The 18,135-nt window shown below is 44.6% G+C and carries 15 protein-coding genes; 7 read left to right on the top strand and 8 right to left on the bottom strand.

Annotation, left to right across the window (positions count from 1 at the left end; genetic code table 11):
- Positions 1 to 8: 8 nt before the first annotated feature.
- From AC6CHU_RS11250 to AC6CHU_RS11240, 3 genes are all read right to left on the bottom strand, one after another.
- Positions 9 to 1,448 carry a glycoside hydrolase family 32 protein gene (locus AC6CHU_RS11250; protein WP_498121656.1) on the bottom strand — a complete coding sequence of 480 codons (1,440 nt, stop codon included), beginning with the start codon at positions 1,446 to 1,448 and terminating at the stop codon, positions 9 to 11.
- 30 nt (positions 1,449 to 1,478) lie between these two features.
- Positions 1,479 to 2,888, bottom strand: coding sequence for a sucrose-specific PTS transporter subunit IIBC (locus AC6CHU_RS11245; RefSeq protein WP_159863570.1), 1,410 nt, complete (start codon positions 2,886 to 2,888; stop codon positions 1,479 to 1,481).
- Between the two features lie 149 nt (positions 2,889 to 3,037).
- Positions 3,038 to 4,027 (bottom strand): LacI family DNA-binding transcriptional regulator, encoded by a 990-nt coding sequence (locus tag AC6CHU_RS11240; RefSeq protein WP_498121654.1) that lies wholly within the window; start codon positions 4,025 to 4,027, stop codon positions 3,038 to 3,040.
- A gap of 142 nt (positions 4,028 to 4,169) precedes the next feature.
- On the opposite strand from AC6CHU_RS11240, the gene AC6CHU_RS11235 reads away from it, so the two are divergent.
- The 5 genes from AC6CHU_RS11235 to gnd all read left to right on the top strand — a co-directional run bounded on the left by AC6CHU_RS11235 (position 4,170) and on the right by gnd (position 11,066).
- The gene (locus AC6CHU_RS11235) at positions 4,170 to 5,075 is read left to right on the top strand and encodes a nuclease-related domain-containing protein (protein WP_498121652.1); all 906 of its coding nucleotides are present in this window, start codon (positions 4,170 to 4,172) and stop codon (positions 5,073 to 5,075) included.
- Positions 5,076 to 5,959: 884 nt separating this feature from the next.
- On the top strand, positions 5,960 to 6,691 hold the full coding sequence (locus AC6CHU_RS11230; protein WP_159863572.1) for a GntR family transcriptional regulator: 732 nt from the start codon (positions 5,960 to 5,962) through the stop codon (positions 6,689 to 6,691).
- Entirely contained in the window at positions 6,684 to 8,225 is a 1,542-nt protein-coding gene (gene gntK, locus AC6CHU_RS11225; protein ID WP_159863573.1) for a gluconokinase, read from the top strand. Before AC6CHU_RS11230 ends, gntK begins: the two co-directional genes overlap by 8 nt.
- Positions 8,226 to 8,237: 12 nt before the next feature.
- A complete protein-coding gene (locus tag AC6CHU_RS11220; RefSeq protein ID WP_159863574.1) occupies positions 8,238 to 9,584 on the top strand; it encodes a GntP family permease in 1,347 nt (448 codons plus the stop codon).
- A gap of 75 nt (positions 9,585 to 9,659) precedes the next feature.
- Positions 9,660 to 11,066 carry a decarboxylating NADP(+)-dependent phosphogluconate dehydrogenase gene (gene gnd / locus AC6CHU_RS11215; protein ID WP_498121651.1) on the top strand — a complete coding sequence of 469 codons (1,407 nt, stop codon included), beginning with the start codon at positions 9,660 to 9,662 and terminating at the stop codon, positions 11,064 to 11,066.
- Positions 11,067 to 11,119: 53 nt separating this feature from the next.
- Here the strand turns inward: gnd and aspA are convergent, their stop codons facing one another.
- Positions 11,120 to 12,550 carry an aspartate ammonia-lyase gene (gene aspA / locus AC6CHU_RS11210; protein WP_159863576.1) on the bottom strand — a complete coding sequence of 477 codons (1,431 nt, stop codon included), beginning with the start codon at positions 12,548 to 12,550 and terminating at the stop codon, positions 11,120 to 11,122.
- Between the two features lie 383 nt (positions 12,551 to 12,933).
- Positions 12,934 to 13,611, bottom strand: a complete 678-nt coding sequence (gene yeiL, locus AC6CHU_RS11205) for a transcriptional regulator YeiL (protein ID WP_159863577.1) — start codon at positions 13,609 to 13,611, stop codon at positions 12,934 to 12,936.
- A 79-nt stretch (positions 13,612 to 13,690) separates the two neighbouring features.
- Between yeiL and AC6CHU_RS11200 the strand changes: the two genes are divergently transcribed.
- Positions 13,691 to 14,869 carry an MFS transporter gene (locus AC6CHU_RS11200; protein ID WP_159863578.1) on the top strand — a complete coding sequence of 393 codons (1,179 nt, stop codon included), beginning with the start codon at positions 13,691 to 13,693 and terminating at the stop codon, positions 14,867 to 14,869.
- A 36-nt stretch (positions 14,870 to 14,905) separates the two neighbouring features.
- On the opposite strand, the gene AC6CHU_RS11195 is transcribed toward AC6CHU_RS11200, so the two are convergent.
- The 3 genes from AC6CHU_RS11195 to gltC form a co-directional block, all read right to left on the bottom strand.
- Complete coding sequence (locus AC6CHU_RS11195) at positions 14,906 to 15,040, bottom strand: hypothetical protein (protein ID WP_268891649.1); 135 nt, start codon at positions 15,038 to 15,040, stop codon at positions 14,906 to 14,908.
- Positions 15,041 to 15,090: 50 nt separating this feature from the next.
- Positions 15,091 to 15,525: a GNAT family N-acetyltransferase gene (locus AC6CHU_RS11190; protein ID WP_341070741.1), complete on the bottom strand. Its 435-nt coding sequence runs from the start codon at positions 15,523 to 15,525 to the stop codon at positions 15,091 to 15,093.
- A 138-nt stretch (positions 15,526 to 15,663) separates the two neighbouring features.
- Complete coding sequence (gene gltC, locus AC6CHU_RS11185; protein ID WP_159863580.1) at positions 15,664 to 16,566, bottom strand: glutamate biosynthesis transcriptional regulator GltC; 903 nt, start codon at positions 16,564 to 16,566, stop codon at positions 15,664 to 15,666.
- Between the two features lie 171 nt (positions 16,567 to 16,737).
- On the opposite strand from gltC, the gene gdhA reads away from it, so the two are divergent.
- Positions 16,738 to 18,120 (top strand): NADP-specific glutamate dehydrogenase, encoded by a 1,383-nt coding sequence (gdhA, locus tag AC6CHU_RS11180; RefSeq protein ID WP_251283863.1) that lies wholly within the window; start codon positions 16,738 to 16,740, stop codon positions 18,118 to 18,120.
- Positions 18,121 to 18,135: the final 15 nt, after the last annotated feature.

Below are 18,135 nucleotides of genomic sequence, written 5' to 3'. Positions count from 1 at the left end.
TAAAAAAGTTATTTTCCCCCCATCTCCCACAAGGATACCGAAACGCCCGCATCCCCGCTAAAGAAAATCGTTTCATCGTCAGAATCAGGAAAATACCGTGCGGTAAATACTTCCTCTCCTCCATTTACGAAGATCTCCAGTGAAGAGTGGTCCATAAATACATGCAGGCTGGATAGACTTGAAATCTTGCAGGTTCTTGACTCCTGCATTCCTGATTTTACATTTCTTCTTTGCAGCTGGATTACCTTTTGGTCCGGATAATAAATAAGAGAAACCTCATTGCGGAAATCCACTTTGAACATACCCCTTATGTGCATAGGTAAGTTCAGCATAAGCTCAGCCGTTTTTCCGCTTATGCCCTCCAGCTGCAGCCTTTCACCTTTTATCTCCACGTCATGGAGCTCCGTTTTATCTTTGCGGAGCTTTTTAAATTCTTCCACAGGAGTCTGTATGAGCCTTCCGTTTTTCATATTCAGCACTCTTGGCATGGTCAATGCATGGACCCAGCGATAACGGACCGTCGGCTGGCTGGATTCAGCTTCATCTGTAATGCCCATCCACCCATAAAGAATCCTTCTTCCTGAATCATCTTTAAAGGTTTGCGGAGCATAAAAATCAAAGCCGCGATCCAGCTCAGTAAAAGAACCATGTGTAAACTTCGCTTTTTCGTAATCGAGCTTTCCGGAAAAATATCCCGATTGAAAGAGATTATGGTACTCATATCCGCTGGGCTCAAGTCCCTGCGGTGAGACAAGGAGTATCTCCTGTCCATCAAGCTCAAATAAATCCGGGCATTCCCACATATAGCCAAACTCTTCAAGTCCATTCATTTTTGCGCCGGCAATCTTCCCTTTTTCCTGCCAATGGTGTAAATCCTTTGATGCAAAGAGGACAGCAGCCCCCTTCTGCTCAAGGGTCTGCGCTCCAACTACCATATAGAAGTGCCCATCCTTTTCCCAGACCTTTGGATCCCGGAAATGAGCTGTATACCCTTTTGGCAGCTCCAGGACTGGCCCTTTCTTTTCAAAATGGACACCATCCTCAGAAACAGCAAGACACTGATACGTTTCCCGCTTGCCATCCTCCGTTTTCACATTTCCTGTATAAAAGAGATACAGCTTTCCATCATGCTCTATCGCACTTCCAGAATAGCAGCCATTCCGGTCATACCACTGATCAGGAGCGAGCGCGATCGGCTCCTCCTGCCAGTGGATGAGATCCCTGGATGAGTAATGTCCCCAATACTTTGCACCATGGGCAGTCTCAAACGGGTTCCATTGATAAAACACATGATAAACACCCTTGAATTGTATTAAGCCATTCGGATCATTCAGTAATCCGACAGGCGGCATGAGATGATACTTCAGCCGGCAGGGATCCTGATTGACCAAGTGACTGTTTTTTTCTGCCTCCATGCGGGCTTTCTTGAATAAATCTATATCCGTCATATTAGAACATCCTTGCTGTTGATATTTCTGTTACTGTCCCTGTTCCACTTCTTTCTTTGCTTTATCCGAGAATCCAAACATCCATGTCAGAGCGAAGGCTACTGCGAGGGCAATCACATTGACTAAAATGTACAGGAGAACCTGGCCGTTCAAGTAAAGGAGGGTACCAGGAATAACGGTCACAGCCATTCCTGTCGCTTTCAGCTGCAGCAGGGAGGCAACGAAACCTCCGGCAGCTCCGCCAATCAGTCCCATAAGAAACGGCTTGCCGTAGCGCAGATTGACACCGAACAATGCCGGCTCGGTTATTCCCAAAAACGCAGATATAGCGGATGGGAAAGCCAGTGCCTTTAACTTGGCTGATTTTGTTTTTAAAGCAACTGCTAACGTTGCACCGCCTTGGGCTGCAACGGAACATGTAATAATTGCGTTGTATGGGTTGCTTTTATATTGAGCCAGCAGCTGTATCTCCAGCATGTTGAAAATATGATGAACACCAGTGATAACGATTAGCTGATTAAGTCCTCCAATCAAGATTCCGCTGATTCCGAACGGCCATGAGAGCACTGTGATGGTAACATCCAGTATGCTTTGCTCCACTATATGGAATATAGGCCCAATGACCAGAAGCGCTAATCCAATCATGATCAGGAGGGTTAAGAACGGGGTAATAATTAAATCCAGCGCATCCGGCACCCGTTTTCGAATAGCCCTCTCCAGTTTTGCCCCAATAATCCCGGCAATAAAGGCTGGAAGGACAGAGGCCTGATAGCCGACAATCGGAATAAACCCAAAGAAGTAAATCGGTTCAACTCCTCCGCCTGCTACATCCCATGCATTTGGGAGGGAAGGACTGACAAGCATCAACCCCAGGATTAAACCAATGATTGGGGTCCCGCCAAACACTCTAAAGGTTGACCAGGCGACAAGAGCCGGAAGGAAAATAAACGCCGTATCCGTCAGTACCTGAGTAAATAAGATGAAATTTTCTGATACATCAGCTTCTGTCATGCCAAATAAAGCAAGGATTTCCTCCTGCATCACCAGCCCGCGCAGCCCCATAAAGAGCCCTGTCGCGACAAGGACTGGAATAATCGGCACAAATACATCCCCAAATTTCCGGATCGCCCTTTGGAAAGCCGAGCCGCTTTTAACAGCTTCTTTTTTCTGCTCTGATGCTGACATGGAATCTATATCCAGGCCGGATACTTCTTCATAGACTTTATTAACGGTTCCAGTGCCAAAAATAATCTGATATTGGCCCGAATTGAAGAAAGCCCCTTTTACCTTATTGATGCTTTCAACTCTTTCCTGATCAATTTTTTCCTGATCATTCACCATTAGCCGCAGCCTGGTTGCGCAGTGGGCCACTGACTGAATATTTTCCCTGCCGCCGACTGCTTCTATTAAATCTTCCGCAATTTTACGATACTCCGACATCCTCTTCACCCCTATTTTTATAGTCTTGTGGAATCGATTCCATAATGGTTAAAAAATAACGGAACGTCCCTTTGTGAAATCGATTCCATAAAAGCGAAAATAAAAGTGTAATCGATTAAATCTTTCGTATGAAATCGATTACACGACCATTATATACTTTCTCTCTCTACAAGTCTATAATTAATTTTCCGCGTTTTTTCCAGGCTATGCTCCCCATTGATTTTTTGCAGAATCAGCAAAGCTGCTTCCCTCCCTGCATCTTCAAAGGAAAAATCAATAGTTGTTAAGGCCGGGGTGATATATTTAGACAGCTCAGATCCACCCATACCTGCAATCGCCACATCACCGGGAACAGAATAGCCATTTTGCCTTAGATACCGTAAGGCGCCAATCGCCAGACGGTCTGTCACAGCCACGACTGCCTGCGGTTTATCTTCTGCAGATTCCATAATATTCTTCATGCCATTAAACCCGGAATCAATATCAAAAATCCCCTTCTGAAGCCAGGCCGATTCAACGGATAGCTGATGCTCCTTCATGGCATCTAGGTACCCTTGTTTCCGCAGGTAACCCACCGCACGGTCAGCCTCATCCACTCCAATAAAAGCAATTTTTTTATATCCCTTTCGGATTAGCAGGCCTGCCATATCCCGCGCAGCCTGATATTCATCAAAAATGACACTCGTCAATTCTTCCGCATGCTGCCCCACCATGATAAATGGGATGTTCAGTTGACGGATCTCCCGAATCAATTCCGGCTCCACGTTTGTAGCTGACAGAATCATGCCGTCCACATTCCTGCTTTTAAGAAGCCGTATATATTCAATCTCTTTTTCGGCGTGAAGATTTGTATTAGCAAGCAGAATTTGATAGCCTTCTCCGGCCAATACTTCATCAATTCCATTAACCAGACGGCTTGACGTTTCAGTGCTGATCTTTGGGAGAATAACCCCGATAACCTTAGTTTTTTTCGTGCGGAGCGACTTCGCATGGGCACTTGGGACATAACCGGTCTCCTCTATTACATGAAGGACCCTTTTCCTCGCGTCCTCACTCACATAACCGGAATTATTCAAAACCCTTGAAACAGTTGTCCGAGAAACCTTCGCCCTTTCTGCTATTTCCTTAATGGTAATCATCTAAATCCTCCCGGGCAAAATAGTCTATTATCATTTTACACAAATGAAGGAAAAAGGAAATAGCGGGCTCTGGGCTGGATGCAATATGAATTGTTATTTTTTAAATTTGCTTTAAAATAGTGGTAAAGAAAGGAAGTGGAGAATGTTAGTAAAAAGAAGATTTCCGTCAGATGAATTAAGGTCCATGCGATATTTAAACACCCGAATGGAGTTAACTGAAAGAGAAAAGCAGCATTGGTCAAACCTTGAAAAAGGTTATGAAGGAGAGTTAAAATTTGACCTTCTCGCAGAAAACCTGACCGAAGAAAGACTGGTGATTCATGACCTTTTACTGGAAGTAAACAACTCCTATTTTCAAATTGACTCCTTAATCATTTCAGAAGGAATAATCCATTTAGCAGAAATTAAAAATTTCCAGGGAGACTGGCACCTGGAATCAGACAAGTTATATGCCGTAAATACCGGCCGGGAATATAAGAATCCTGTATACCAATTAAAAAGAAGTGCTGCCTTATTCCGCCAGCTTCTTCAAACCCTTCAATCTAACGTCCCTGTTGAAGCCTCCGTTATTTTTATCAACCCTGAATTCACCTTATACCAAGCCCCCATGGATCAGCCCATTATTTTGCCCACCCAAATAAACCGCTTCCTGAAAGACTTGAACCATATCCCGTCCAAATTAAATGAGGGTCACCGAAAACTGGCACAGCAATTACTTTCACTCCATCAAACCAAAAATCCTTACACCATGTTGCCTGAGTATCACTTTGACCAGCTGAAAAAAGGGATGTACTGCAAGGTTTGTCAGTCTCTTCTCAACCGTATAAACAAGGACCTTGTATGCGGAGAATGCGGCAGGCATGAAAAAATAGAACAGGGCATTCTGCGGAATATAAAGGAATTTAAACTCCTTTTTCCCGGGAGAAAGCTGACGACCCAAAGCATTTATGAATGGTGTAATGCTGATATTAGCAAAAGAACTTTCTCCAGGGTATTAAAGAAAAATTATTCGATGTGGGGCAGCACCAGTAATACCTATTTTGAGTGAGAGGATTGGGTTTGGCAGAGAGTTTAGGTTCTTGGTACGGAAGTAATCACGGGTTTAGACTTTGGGTGCTAGATTTCTTTACTTTAGTTTGGGCAGGTTTTGACGTTAGTTCCGGGGGGGGGCCTCTCTTGTGTCAGAAGGTGACCCAGGTTCTGACTCTAGTTACCGGGTTTCTTCTCTTTGTGTCAGAAGTTGGACCCGGTTCTGACTCTAGTTCCGGGGGGGCCTCTCTTTGTGTCAGAAGTTAACCCGGGTTCTGACTCTAGTTACCGGGTTTCTTCCCTTTGTGTCAGAAGTTAACCTGAGTTCTGACTCTAGTTCCGGGGGGACCTCTCTTTGTGTCAGAAGTTGGACCCGGGTCTGACTCTAGTTCCGGGAGGGCCTCTCTTTGTGTCAGAAGTTGACCTGAGTTCTGACTCTAGTTCCGGGAGGGCCTCTCTTTGTGTCAGAAGTTGACCCGGGGTCTGACTCTAGTTACCGGGTTTCTTCCCTTTGTGTCAGAAGTTGACCCCGGGTCTGACTCTAGTTCCGGGAGGGCCTCTCTTGTGTCAGAAGTTGACCCCGGATCTGACTCTAGTTCCGGGAGGGCCTCTCTTTGTGTCAGAAGTTGGACCCGGTTCTGACTCTAGTTACCGGGTTTCTTCTCTTTGTGTCAGAAGTTGGACCCGGTTCTGACTCTAGTTCCGGGGGTTCCTCCTTTTTATGTCAGAAGTTGACCCGGGATCCGACTCTAGTTACCGGGTTTCTTCCCTTTGAACCCAAATTCAACCAGCAAATCCAAATAAAATAAGATGTAAAGCGTTTGCATTTTATTTTATTTGCATTATAATACTTGTATACAAGTATACACGTATACTCAAATGTCATTTTATAAAGGTGATGTTATGAATAATTCCACAGAATTTCTATATCCTCAAAAATGGCTTTCTAAGGCTTCCTCTGGCGATCGTGTCGCATATGAGCTTAGGATGCGCATTATTGCAGGTTTGATTGAAAGCGGTACCACACTTTCTGAAAATAAGCTGGCAGCTGATTTCGCGGTGAGCCGTTCTCCTGTTCGTGAAGCCTTACGGACACTGGCATCTGAAAATATTATCCGCTTAGGACGAAATGGTGCGGTTGTTGCCGGTTTGACCGAAAAAGAAATAGAAGAAATTTACGATGTTCGTCTCATGATTGAAACATTTGTGTTTGAACGACTTACCAATATGGACACAAATGAATTGACCATGGAGCTCAGCAAGGTTTTAGAAATGATGAAAGTAGCAGTTAAATATCAGGATGCTGATGAGTTTGCGTATCAGGATATTCTGTTCCACGAAATTATCATCGGATCCATTGGCCATTCTTACATCCAGCTGATCTGGAATAATTTAAAGCCCGTGATGGAAGGCTTCATTCTTTTATCCATGCGCGTGCGATTTAAGGAAAATTATGAAGACCTTGATCGGATTGTGAAAAATCATGAACTGTATATTGATGCAATCAAATCTAAGGATAGAAACCTCATGATTAAGTCCTTACACGAAAATTTTGATGATGTTCAAGGGAAAGTAGACGACTTATGGAGATCACAACAAATGCTATCTAAAGGGGTTAAACAACAAGATGACTAGCTATATGTTAGGGATTGATATAGGGACCACCAGTACAAAAGCCGTGTTATTCAGTGAAAAAGGCGATGTGATTCAGCAGGAGAACATTGGTTATCCTCTGTACACGCCTGATATCTCAACTGCCGAGCAGAATCCGGAGGAGATTTTCTCTGCCGTCGTTCAAGCCATAGCGAACATTATGAAAAACCACCATGATAAAAACCTGAGCTTTGTCTCGTTCAGCAGTGCGATGCACAGTGTGATTGCGATGGATGAGAATGACCTGCCGCTTACCCCAGTGATTACCTGGGCCGATAACCGCAGCGAAGCATGGGCACGCAAAATTAAAGAAGAATGGAATGGACATGAAGTCTATAAACGGACCGGAACACCAATTCATCCGATGTCCCCATTAAGCAAGATCACCTGGCTTGTGAAGGATCGTCCGGAGATCGCCAGCAGGACAAAGAAATATATCGGCATTAAAGAATATATTTTCAAAAAGCTCTTTAATGAATATGCTGTCGATTATTCACTTGCTTCCTGCATGGGAATGATGAATCTCAAGACATTGGACTGGGATGAGGAAGCATTAGCGATTGCGGGCATCAACCGCTCACAGCTATCCAACCTTGTCCCTACTACAAAGATGTTCCAGAACTGCGATCCTATTTTAGCCAAACAAATGGGCATCGATCCTAAGACTCCTTTTGTGATCGGCGCAAGTGATGGAGTTCTTTCCAACTTGGGTGTGAACGCGATCAGAAAAGGCGAAATTGCGATTACCATTGGGACAAGCGGCGCGATCCGGACCATTATTGATAAGCCGCAGACCGATGAAAAAGGGAGAATTTTCTGCTACGCCTTAACGGAAAATCATTGGGTGATTGGCGGTCCGGTGAACAATGGGGGAATGGTCCTCCGCTGGATCCGGGATGAATTTGCCTCATCTGAAGCCGAAACGGCCAAGAGATTGGGCATTGATCCGTACGAAGTATTAACCAAAATTGCCGACCGCGTAAGACCGGGGGCAGATGGCCTGCTGTTCCATCCGTATCTCGCAGGTGAACGCGCTCCTTTATGGAACCCGGATGTGCGCGGATCCTTCTTCGGATTAACGATGTCCCATAAGAAGGAGCATATGATTCGGGCAGCGCTGGAAGGCGTCATTTATAATCTGTACACCGTTTATTTAGCATTAGTCGAATGTATGGATGGCCCGGTAAGTCGGATTCAGGCAACAGGAGGCTTCGCCAGATCTGAGGTTTGGCGGCAAATGATGTCCGATATTTTTGAATCGGAGGTCGTCATACCTGAAAGCTATGAAAGTTCATGTCTCGGCGCCTGTATTTTAGGTTTATATGCCACAGGAAAAATCGACTCCTTTGAAGCCGTTTCAGACATGGTGGGCGATACTTATAAGCACACACCGAAAGAAGAGGCGGCAAAAGAATATAGACAGCTGCTGCCGATCTTTATCAAATTATCAAGAGCGCTGGAAGATGAATATTCTTCGATCGCAAGCTATCAAAGAAGCTTAATACAACAAAACTAGGGGGAAATGACAATGCCGCTGTTAATAGTAGCAATTGGTATCGTTGCCTTATTAATTCTGATAATGGGCTTGAAATTAAATACCTTTATTTCATTGATTATCGTTTCTTTTGGTGTTGCGCTGGCACTCGGAATGCCGCTCGACCAAATTGTCAAAACCATTGAAGCTGGATTAGGCGGAACACTTGGCCACTTGGCGCTCATCTTCGGTCTTGGCGCCATGCTGGGCAAACTGATCGCCGATTCAGGCGGCGCCCAGCGAATTGCCATGACTCTTGTCAATAAATTCGGTGAAAAGAATATCCAATGGGCGGTAGTGGCTGCATCCTTTATTATCGGTGTCGCCTTATTCTTTGAAGTGGGACTTGTATTATTAATCCCGATCGTATTTGCCATTTCAAGGGAGTTAAAGATTTCCATTTTGTTTCTTGGTATTCCGATGACAGCAGCTTTATCTGTCACACATGGATTCCTCCCTCCTCACCCGGGTCCAACCGTTATTGCCGGTGAATACGGTGCAAACATTGGTGAAGTATTGCTTTATGGTTTTATCATTGCGGTTCCAACTGTTTTTTTAGCTGGACCGGTATTTACGAAAATTGCTAAAAAGCTCGTTCCGGCTTCATTCACAAAAAGCGGAAGCATCGCTTCTCTGGGAGAACAGAAAACCTTTAAGCTTGAAGATACACCAGGCTTTGGAATCAGTGTATTTACGGCTTTGCTACCTGTTATTTTAATGTCAATCGCAACGATTATTACATTGCTTCAAAAAACAATGGGATTTGCAGATAATAGCCTTTTGGCTGCCATCCGTTTTATAGGCGATGCCGGCACTGCAATGCTGATCTCCTTATTGGTTGCCATTTATACTATGGGGCTTGCAAGGAAAATTCCAATCAAAAATGTGATGGATTCCTGCACAACCGCCATCACCCAGATCGGGATGATGCTCCTGATTATCGGCGGAGGCGGCGCCTTCAAACAGGTATTAATTGATGGCGGTGTTGGTGACTATGTAGCCGAGCTTTTCAAAGGAACAAGCCTGTCCCCTATTTTACTGGCATGGATTATTGCAGCCATCCTGAGGATTTCTTTAGGATCTGCCACAGTGGCCGCATTAACTACAGCTGGTTTAGTTATCCCTCTGCTGGGCCAGTCGGATGCCAATCTTGCCTTAGTGGTGCTTGCAACAGGGGCGGGAAGCCTAATCGCTTCTCACGTTAATGATGCCGGCTTCTGGATGTTCAAAGAATACTTTGGTTTAAGCATGAAGGAAACGTTTGCAACATGGACACTGCTTGAAACCATAATATCTGTTGCTGGATTAGGATTTATTTTATTGTTAAGCTTATTTGTATAAACACTTTAAGGCAATGAAACCCTATTCATAAGAGGGGTTCATTGCCTATTAATCTGAACTGAAGGAGCAGAAACTATGTCTAATACAATTGGTGTTATTGGTCTCGGAGTAATGGGGAGCAATATCGCTTTAAATATGGCCAATAACGGCGAGAAAGTAGCAGTATATAACTACACTAGGGATTTAACCGATCAGCTTGTACAAAAGCTGGAAGGCCAATCCATAAACCCCTATTATGAAGTAGAGAAATTTGTCCAGTCTTTAGAAAAACCGCGCAAAATCTTTTTAATGGTGACAGCCGGCAAAGCCATAGATTCTGTCATTGCAAGCTTAATCCCCTTCCTTGAAGAAGGCGACGTTATCATGGATGGCGGCAACTCCCATTACGAAGATACGGAAAAAAGATATGATGATCTGAGAGCAAAAGGGATCGGCTATCTGGGGATCGGCATTTCAGGCGGTGAAGTGGGTGCTTTAACAGGGCCTTCCATCATGCCGGGCGGAGATCAGGACGTCTATGAAAAAGCGTCTCCAATTCTTACAAAGATTGCTGCAAAGGTTGACGGAATGCCTTGCTGTGTCTATATCGGACCTAAAGGGGCAGGCCACTTTGTCAAAATGGTACATAACGGCATCGAGTATGCAGATATGCAGCTGATTGCTGAGGCCTACACATTTTTAAGAGAAAAATTAGGATTATCAGTTGAAGAAATCGCGGATATCTTTGAAACATGGAATCAAGGCGAGCTGAAGAGCTATTTGATTGAGATCACAGCAGCTATTTTAAGAAAAAAGGATGAGCGCACAGGCTTGCCGCAAATTGATGTCATTCTGGATAAAGCAGGCCAAAAAGGAACCGGAAAATGGACCAGCCTGCAGGCCATCGATAATGGGATTCCAACTTCGATCATTACAGAATCTTTATTCGCACGCTATATTTCCGCATTAAAAGATGAGCGCGTGGCGGCAGAACCCCTTTTAACAGGCCCGGAGAAGGATGAAATCAGCCTTGATAAGGACGCCTGGATCGAATATATCAGACAGGCATTATATATGGGGAAAGTATGCGCCTATGCACAAGGATTCACTCAATATAAAATGTCGTCTGAGCAAAATGACTGGAATCTCCCTCTGAAGGATATTGCCCTTATTTTCCGCGATGGCTGCATCATTCGTGCGGAATTCTTAAATGTCATCAGCGAAGCCTATCAGGAGCAGCCGAACCTGGCAAACCTGCTCGTCTCTCCTTACTTTGCCGAAAGGATCAGAGACTATCAGACGGGCTTGCGCAAAATTGTCTGCGAAGGCATTCAATCCGGCATCGCATTGCCTTGCTTAAGCTCTTCTCTTTCCTACTACGACAGCTACCGGAATGGAAGGTCAAATGCCAGCCTGCTGCAGGCACAGCGTGATTACTTCGGTGCCCATACGTATGAGCGGACTGATATGGAAGGGACTTTCCACACTAACTGGAATGAATAAAACGGCAAAAAACGCTTGCCCCTCAAAAGGGACAAGCGTTTTTTTCTGTTTCCTTAATCTCTTTCCAGCAGTGCAGCACCTGCAATGCCAGGATCTGTCATTTCATATGGATCGAGGATTAAATCGAGTTCTTCTTCTGTCAGAACATCATATTTCAGGCACAGGTCCCTGATGGAACGGCCGGTTAAAATTGCTTCCCTGGCGATTCTTGATACAACTTCATACCCAAGGTGGGGATTGACGGCTGTAATGATGCCGACACTCTTTTCAACATATTCTTTTAATCTTTCTTCATTAGCTTCGATTCCTTTTACACAATGCTCAGTAAACGTATTGAACGCATTGTTCATAATGCTGATCGACTGCAAAAGGTTAAAGATCAGGACTGGCTCCATAACGTTGAGCTCAAGCTGCCCTGCTTCTGAAGCAAGAGAAATCGTATGGTCGTTTCCGATAACCTGGAATGCCACCTGGTTAATAAGCTCAGGCAGAACAGGGTTTACTTTACCCGGCATAATGGATGAACCTGGCTGTCTTGCCGGAAGGGAAATTTCCCCTAGTCCCGCTCTTGGGCCGGAAGCCATTAGGCGCAGGTCATTTGCAATTTTGGACATATTGGTCATGCAGATTTTCAGCGCTGCGGAAACTTCTGTATAAGAATCCGTATTTTGCGTAGCATCTACAAGATGCTCTGCCCCTGTAAATGGCAGTCCGCTGATATCAGCAATATGCTTCACCACTAAGTTAATATATTTAGGAATGGCATTCAGTCCCGTACCAACTGCTGTTGCCCCCATATTCAGCTCATAAAGGTGCTGCTTGGATTGCTGAATGCGCTTAATATCACGCGCAATCACACGGCTGTAAGCTTCGAATTCCTGGCCAAGCCTGATCGGAACCGCATCCTGCAGATGAGTCCGTCCCATTTTAATCACATGGTTGAATTCTTTGGACTTCTCAAGGAAAACAGAATGCATCTGTTCCATTGTCAGGATCAGCTGATCCAGCAGATTTAATACTGAGATATGCATCGCTGTCGGGAAAGCATCATTTGTTGACTGCGACATATTAACATGAGTATTTGGGCTGCAATGGGAATAATCCCCCTTCTCATGGCCCATAATTTCTATTGCACGGTTCGCAAGGATTTCATTGATATTCATATTAATGGACGTTCCGGCACCGCCCTGAATCGGGTCAACAATCACCTGATCATGCCATAGTCCTTCAATCATTTCATCTGCTGCCTGTACGATCGGGTCTCCAATGCCCGGGTATAGGCGCTTAACTTCCATATTCGCCATGGCCGCTGCCTTTTTCACGATGGCCATTGCCTTGATTAACTCCGGATGGATCCGGTAGCCGGTAATCGGGAAATTCTCTACTGCACGAAGCGTCTGAACGCCATAATAAGCATCAGCAGGAACCTCCTTAGAGCCTAGAAAATCTTTTTCAATTCTGTAGCTGTTCTTAGCTGCTAGCATATACGTCTACTCCTTTATATAAACCTTTCAGTAATATATAGGTTTTGTATTGGCTTGTCCTTCGTATACACTATAATCCGGAATAGGGGAATAAGCAATGGTAAAAAGGAGAAGTAAGCAAAAGGTAATTCCTTTCTTTTCGATGGGCATGGTTTTATCAGCGTCCGCCTCCTGTCATTACCTTTTAAAAGAATAATTTACACTCTCATTGGCAATGAATAAAAATTATTCAAGATCACCTTTATATTTTTCTGGCAATAACACCATGTCAGAGGAAAAGCCCTTCAGATAAAAACAAAATGTCCTGCGCCAATTCACAGGACATTCTTTGCACCCCAAAGCAGAAACCTCTTAACATGAACAGAAAAAATCCGCTCGAGTATTTACTCCAGCCCATTTCTCAGCACAGCCGCAAACCGGTGCAGTTCTTCCGGCTTCCGAATATGATAATGGCGTCCTTCCTTCTGCAAATAGCCTTTATCGCAAAACTGCACAAGAACATGCAATAGATGACGGTAGGACACTCCTAAAAAGTCACAGACTGTTACATGTTTCTCCTTATAGACTTCCCCATCAGCGGTTTGAAGGATGAAATCTGCCAGCCGGTTTTCAAGGGGAAAGGAAAGGCCTTGGGAATACTTTTCAGCCATTTTTGTCGCTTTCACACTTAAAAACTTAGTTAACTCCCGGAGAAATGTCGTATCTTCCAGGAGTCTTGTGCGATAGTGATGCAAAGGAATCGTAAAACAGATAGTTTTTGTAGAAGCCTGAATTCCTTTTGTATAGTACACTTCGTGTAAAAGCTCCATTTCCCCAATATAATCATGGGAGTTAATGAAATTAATCAAAGAAACCTTGCCATTTTGATAGGTCACATAAATCTTCGCTTTTCCCTCGATGACATAATACAAGTAATCTGGCCTCATGCCCTCCCGAATAATCCATTCATCCCGCTTATATTCGCGAACCTCCATAAACTCTTCGATCGAAAAAGAAAATAAATGCGAGATGGAGTGCTCATCTAAATAGTGCTGCCTTTTTTCCCCTTTAAAAATTTCCATGATTCACCCCAAAATATGAGATATCTCATATTATTGTACGAAGCTTCCTGCTATCATGCAAATATCGGAGGGATCTATCATGAATACACAAAGCTGGATGAGCAGACAGTTTTTCAGTTTCTTCCTGACATGGGGCGTTTTTCTTCCCTACTGGACAGGATGGCTGATCCATATAAAAGGAATGACCGTTTCACAGGCGAGTTTAATCATGAGCTTAGGGCTGGTTATTCGAGGGCTTGCCACACTTTTTGCTTTCCCCTATTTATCAGGAAAATTCAGCAGCCGAACGCTGCTGAACGGGATGTCAATCGGCACACTGATTGCCATCCTCTGCTATATCCCGGCCAACTCCTTCGTCAGCCTGCTTGCGGTGACACTGCTTCTGCATTTCTTTTACCCTGCACTGATGCCGGCACTGGATAGTGCGGCGGGCATTCTTGTACAGAATAAGCAGCTAAAGGATTACGGGAAAAGCCGCTCCTGGGGGTCGATCGGGTTTGTGGTATCCGGCATGATTCTGACCTTTTTCACAGGGTCAATCGGAGATAAAGCTATTTTCTGGGCGCTATTGCTCGGCATGGCTGCCGTTCTGTGCCTCGGTTTTATGAACACGCCTGAAGTTCTGTCTGAAAAACCAAAAGCCGGCCAGGCAAAAGGCGCTATCATGAAATTATTCAGCATCCGGCATTTTGGCCTGGTGCTTGTCATTGTCATTTTGCTGCAGGCTGCCCATGCTTCTTATTACAACTATGGCTACATTTATCTGCAGGAAATCCAGGCACCCAAATATCTCATTGGCGCCATCATTAACATAGGTGTGATAGCAGAAATCCTATTCTTTTTCATTGCCGACCGGACGTTTAAGAGATTTTCTATCGGCTCCTTACTGGCTCTGGCAGCACTCGGGTCGACCGCACGCTGGATACTTGTATTTGCCTTTCCACATGTCATCATGTTCAGCATTGCTCAGACTCTGCATGCCTTCTCATTTGCGATGGCGCACTACGCTTTTATGAAATACTTAATCAAGCATGTTCCACATGAACAGGTGCCGATTACTCAAGGTGTATACTCAGCGCTCGCACTCAGCTGGAGTACGGCCCTTTTCACTATCTTTGGCGGGTATCTGTATGAAATTGAACCAAGGTATGCATTTATTGGGATGGTGGTTTGTACTGTACCAGCCTTGGTCCTGGCGCTTATTTACAGAAAGCTTGCCCATCGGAAGGAAGCCGCTGCTGGCAAGTTGGCAGGTTAACAGTTAAGAGCTATTCCTGGCATGTCCGGCAGCCGCTTAAAAAAGTTGAACCACCTTTGCTTGAATGGACTCCGGCAGCAGTTGAAAGAACAGTCCTTCAAACTTCAGATCCAGCACACCTGCAATCAGCAAAAGAAGCACCAGGATAGGCACTATTTTTTTCTTAAACATCTTTCGTCCTCCTTTCATAGAAAGAGCTCCCGCAGCAGGAGCTCTTTTGATTAATACACCAGTTTATATACGATTTCCCCATCAATCACCCGGCCATCGGCTTCAAAACCGAGTTTTTTATATAGCCCCTTCGCCGGATTGTTCTCAGGCTCAAAGCTCAAATAAATCACCTTATGCTCCTGATCCTGCTTAATCCGCTCAATCAGCTTTTCCATTGCTGCTTTTCCGTACCCTTTTGACTGATGCTTCGCGTCAATCATCAGGCGGTAAATCCAGTATTCCTTATCGTCATAATCCATGCAATACATGGTAAAACCCACTAACACATCACCATGATAAATCGCTAAGCAAATACATTCCGGAAAAGCCTTCGCCTGTGCAAGCGAAAACACATTCGGCGCCACAAAATGCTTCTGTTCTTCTGCTACTTTCAAGTCAATGACCTCAAAAAAATTGTGCCGGTCTATTTCTCTGAATTCAATCACATGATCCCTCTTCTCTTTGGAAAGACAGGTCACCCGCCCTGTTTTCAGGTACATGCCTGCCAATTCACCATCGGAGTCCAAATCGCTAAACCAGCAGGGAAATCCTTTAAATAATGATATATAAAAGGCATCTTTTTTTCAGTTTTGAAATTGATCCAATACAGCAAAGAAGTCGCGGATAAAATGATAGAATATTTTCTCTGTGGGCAGCAGCTGTCGTTCACTGGAAATAATGATTCCTACTGCACGGGTAATCTCCGGCATGACCGGCAGCCTTACTGTCGAACGGGGCAGGCTGTCAACCAATGTAGACTCCGGAATAAGCGTCAGGCCCAGACCTGCTGAGACCAGGCCTTTAATCGTATCAATATCATCCCCTTCAAATGACACCTTAGGCTGAAAGCCAAGCTGACTGCAGGCATCATCGAATAGTTCGCGCAAAACATATCCCTTAGGAAACAAAATAAAGGATTCGTCTTTCAGCTGGTTCAGATTCAATGAAGATTTATCCGTTAACTGGTGGCCAGCAGGAAGCAAAGCGACCATTTTCTCCGTAAATAAAATATCCCCCTTAACCTTCTTCTCCTTCTTTGGAAGCGGGCCAATCAACGCCATATCGATTTCCCCTTCCGCCACCCCGCTGATTAAATCACGGTAACTGCTCTGTTTCAGTTCAAACTTCACTTGCGGATAGCGCCCTCGGAAAGAAGATATGATAGAGGGCAGGGTATAGAGTGCCAGACTGCTTGGAAAGCCGAATCGTATTCTGCCTTGCTCCGGATCCAGAAATTCCTTGACTTGCCGTTTGGCATTATCGATGACCTTGATGGCTTCTTCCATCTGCTCTAAAAAGATCTTTCCGATAGGCGTTAATTTCACGTTCCTTCCTTCACGGATAAACAGGTTCACACCCAGCTCAGATTCAAGGTTGAAAATCTGTCTGCTGACAGCGGATTGTGCTACATGCAACGCCACAGCTGCATCTGTTACATGTTCTCTTTTCGCCACTTCTATAAAGTATTTAATCTGTCTTAATTCCAAGGGCTCTTCCTTCTTCCATTCATCTAATTTCAGCATCATTATTATCTAATTTTCATATTGTTTAGATTGATTTTCAACTATAAAATGAGAGAATCATACAATTTTTAAAATCGTTTAACACTTTTTAATTATTTATTAATTTGGTTCTGATAAGGGAGGGTTACCGGCAGCATGACTGCATTAACAGAAATTAAAGAGACGCAAACATTACAGGCGAAAAATTATGTTGAAGAGGTGTTCGAAACAGTCAAAAGGCGCAATCCGAATGAAAGTGAATTTCATCAGGTTGCGAAAGAAGTGTTTGATTCACTGGTACCAGTATTTGCAAAGAACCCGGTTTACATGGAGCAAAATATACTTGAACGGATAGCTGAACCCGAAAGAGTGATCACTTTTCGGGTCCCATGGGTCGATGACCAGGGAAAAGTAAAGGTAAACCGCGGTTTCCGCGTACAATTCAATAGCGCAATCGGCCCCTATAAAGGCGGCTTGCGCTTCCATCCTTCTGTCAATGCGAGTATCATCAAATTTCTGGGCTTTGAACAAATTTTCAAAAATGCCCTAACAGGCCTGCCAATCGGAGGAGGAAAAGGCGGAGCTGACTTTGATCCTAAGGAGAAATCCGATGGAGAAATCATGAGATTCACACAGAGCTTCATGCTGGAGCTAAGCAGGCACATCGGACAGGATATAGATGTTCCGGCTGGAGATATTGGGGTTGGCGCCAGAGAAATAGGCTATCTATTTGGACAGTATAAAAGAATCCGGGGAGGATATGAAGCAGGAGTACTGACCGGAAAAGGACTGGGCTACGGAGGAAGCTTAGCCCGCAAAGAAGCTACGGGTTATGGTACGGTTTATTTTGTACAGGAAATGCTGAAAGAAAAAGGCCTTTCCTTTACAGGAAGCACCGTTGTAGTATCCGGCTCAGGAAATGTCTCTACCTATGCAATCGAAAAAGCGGAACAGCTGGGCGCGAAGGTTGTGGCCTGCAGTGATTCTGACGGCTATATTTATGATCCAAATGGCATCAGCCTTGAGACCGTAAAAAGGCTGAAAGAAGTAGAGAGAAAACGGATCCGGGAATATGTGAAGGAACATCCAAGTGCCCAATACTTTGATGGATGTTCAAGCATCTGGTCCATCCCATGTGATATCGCCCTTCCGTGTGCGACGCAAAATGAAATCGGGGAGGAAGCAGCAGAAATGCTCGTTTCCAATGGAGTCAAAGCCGTTGGTGAAGGGGCCAATATGCCAACCACATCTGAGGCGATTGAAGTATTCTTGAGAAACAACATTCTCTTTGGCCCCGCAAAAGCGGCCAATGCAGGGGGTGTTGCCGTTTCTGCATTAGAAATGGCTCAAAACAGCTCAAGATTATCCTGGACATTCGAGGAAGTCGATGCAAAACTGCAGCAAATTATGAAGAACATCTACCAGAGCAGTGTCAAAGCTGCCGATGAGTATGGGCATCCAGGCAATCTGGTGGCCGGCGCCAATATCGCAGGATTTGTAAAAGTCGCTGATGCTATGATCACACAGGGAGTTATATAAAAATAAGAAAGGATG

The sequence above is a fragment of the Cytobacillus sp. GQ23 genome, assembly GCF_059758675.1.
Note: the sequence above shows the minus strand (reverse complement) of the source record. Positions and strands in the feature narration are given on the sequence as shown.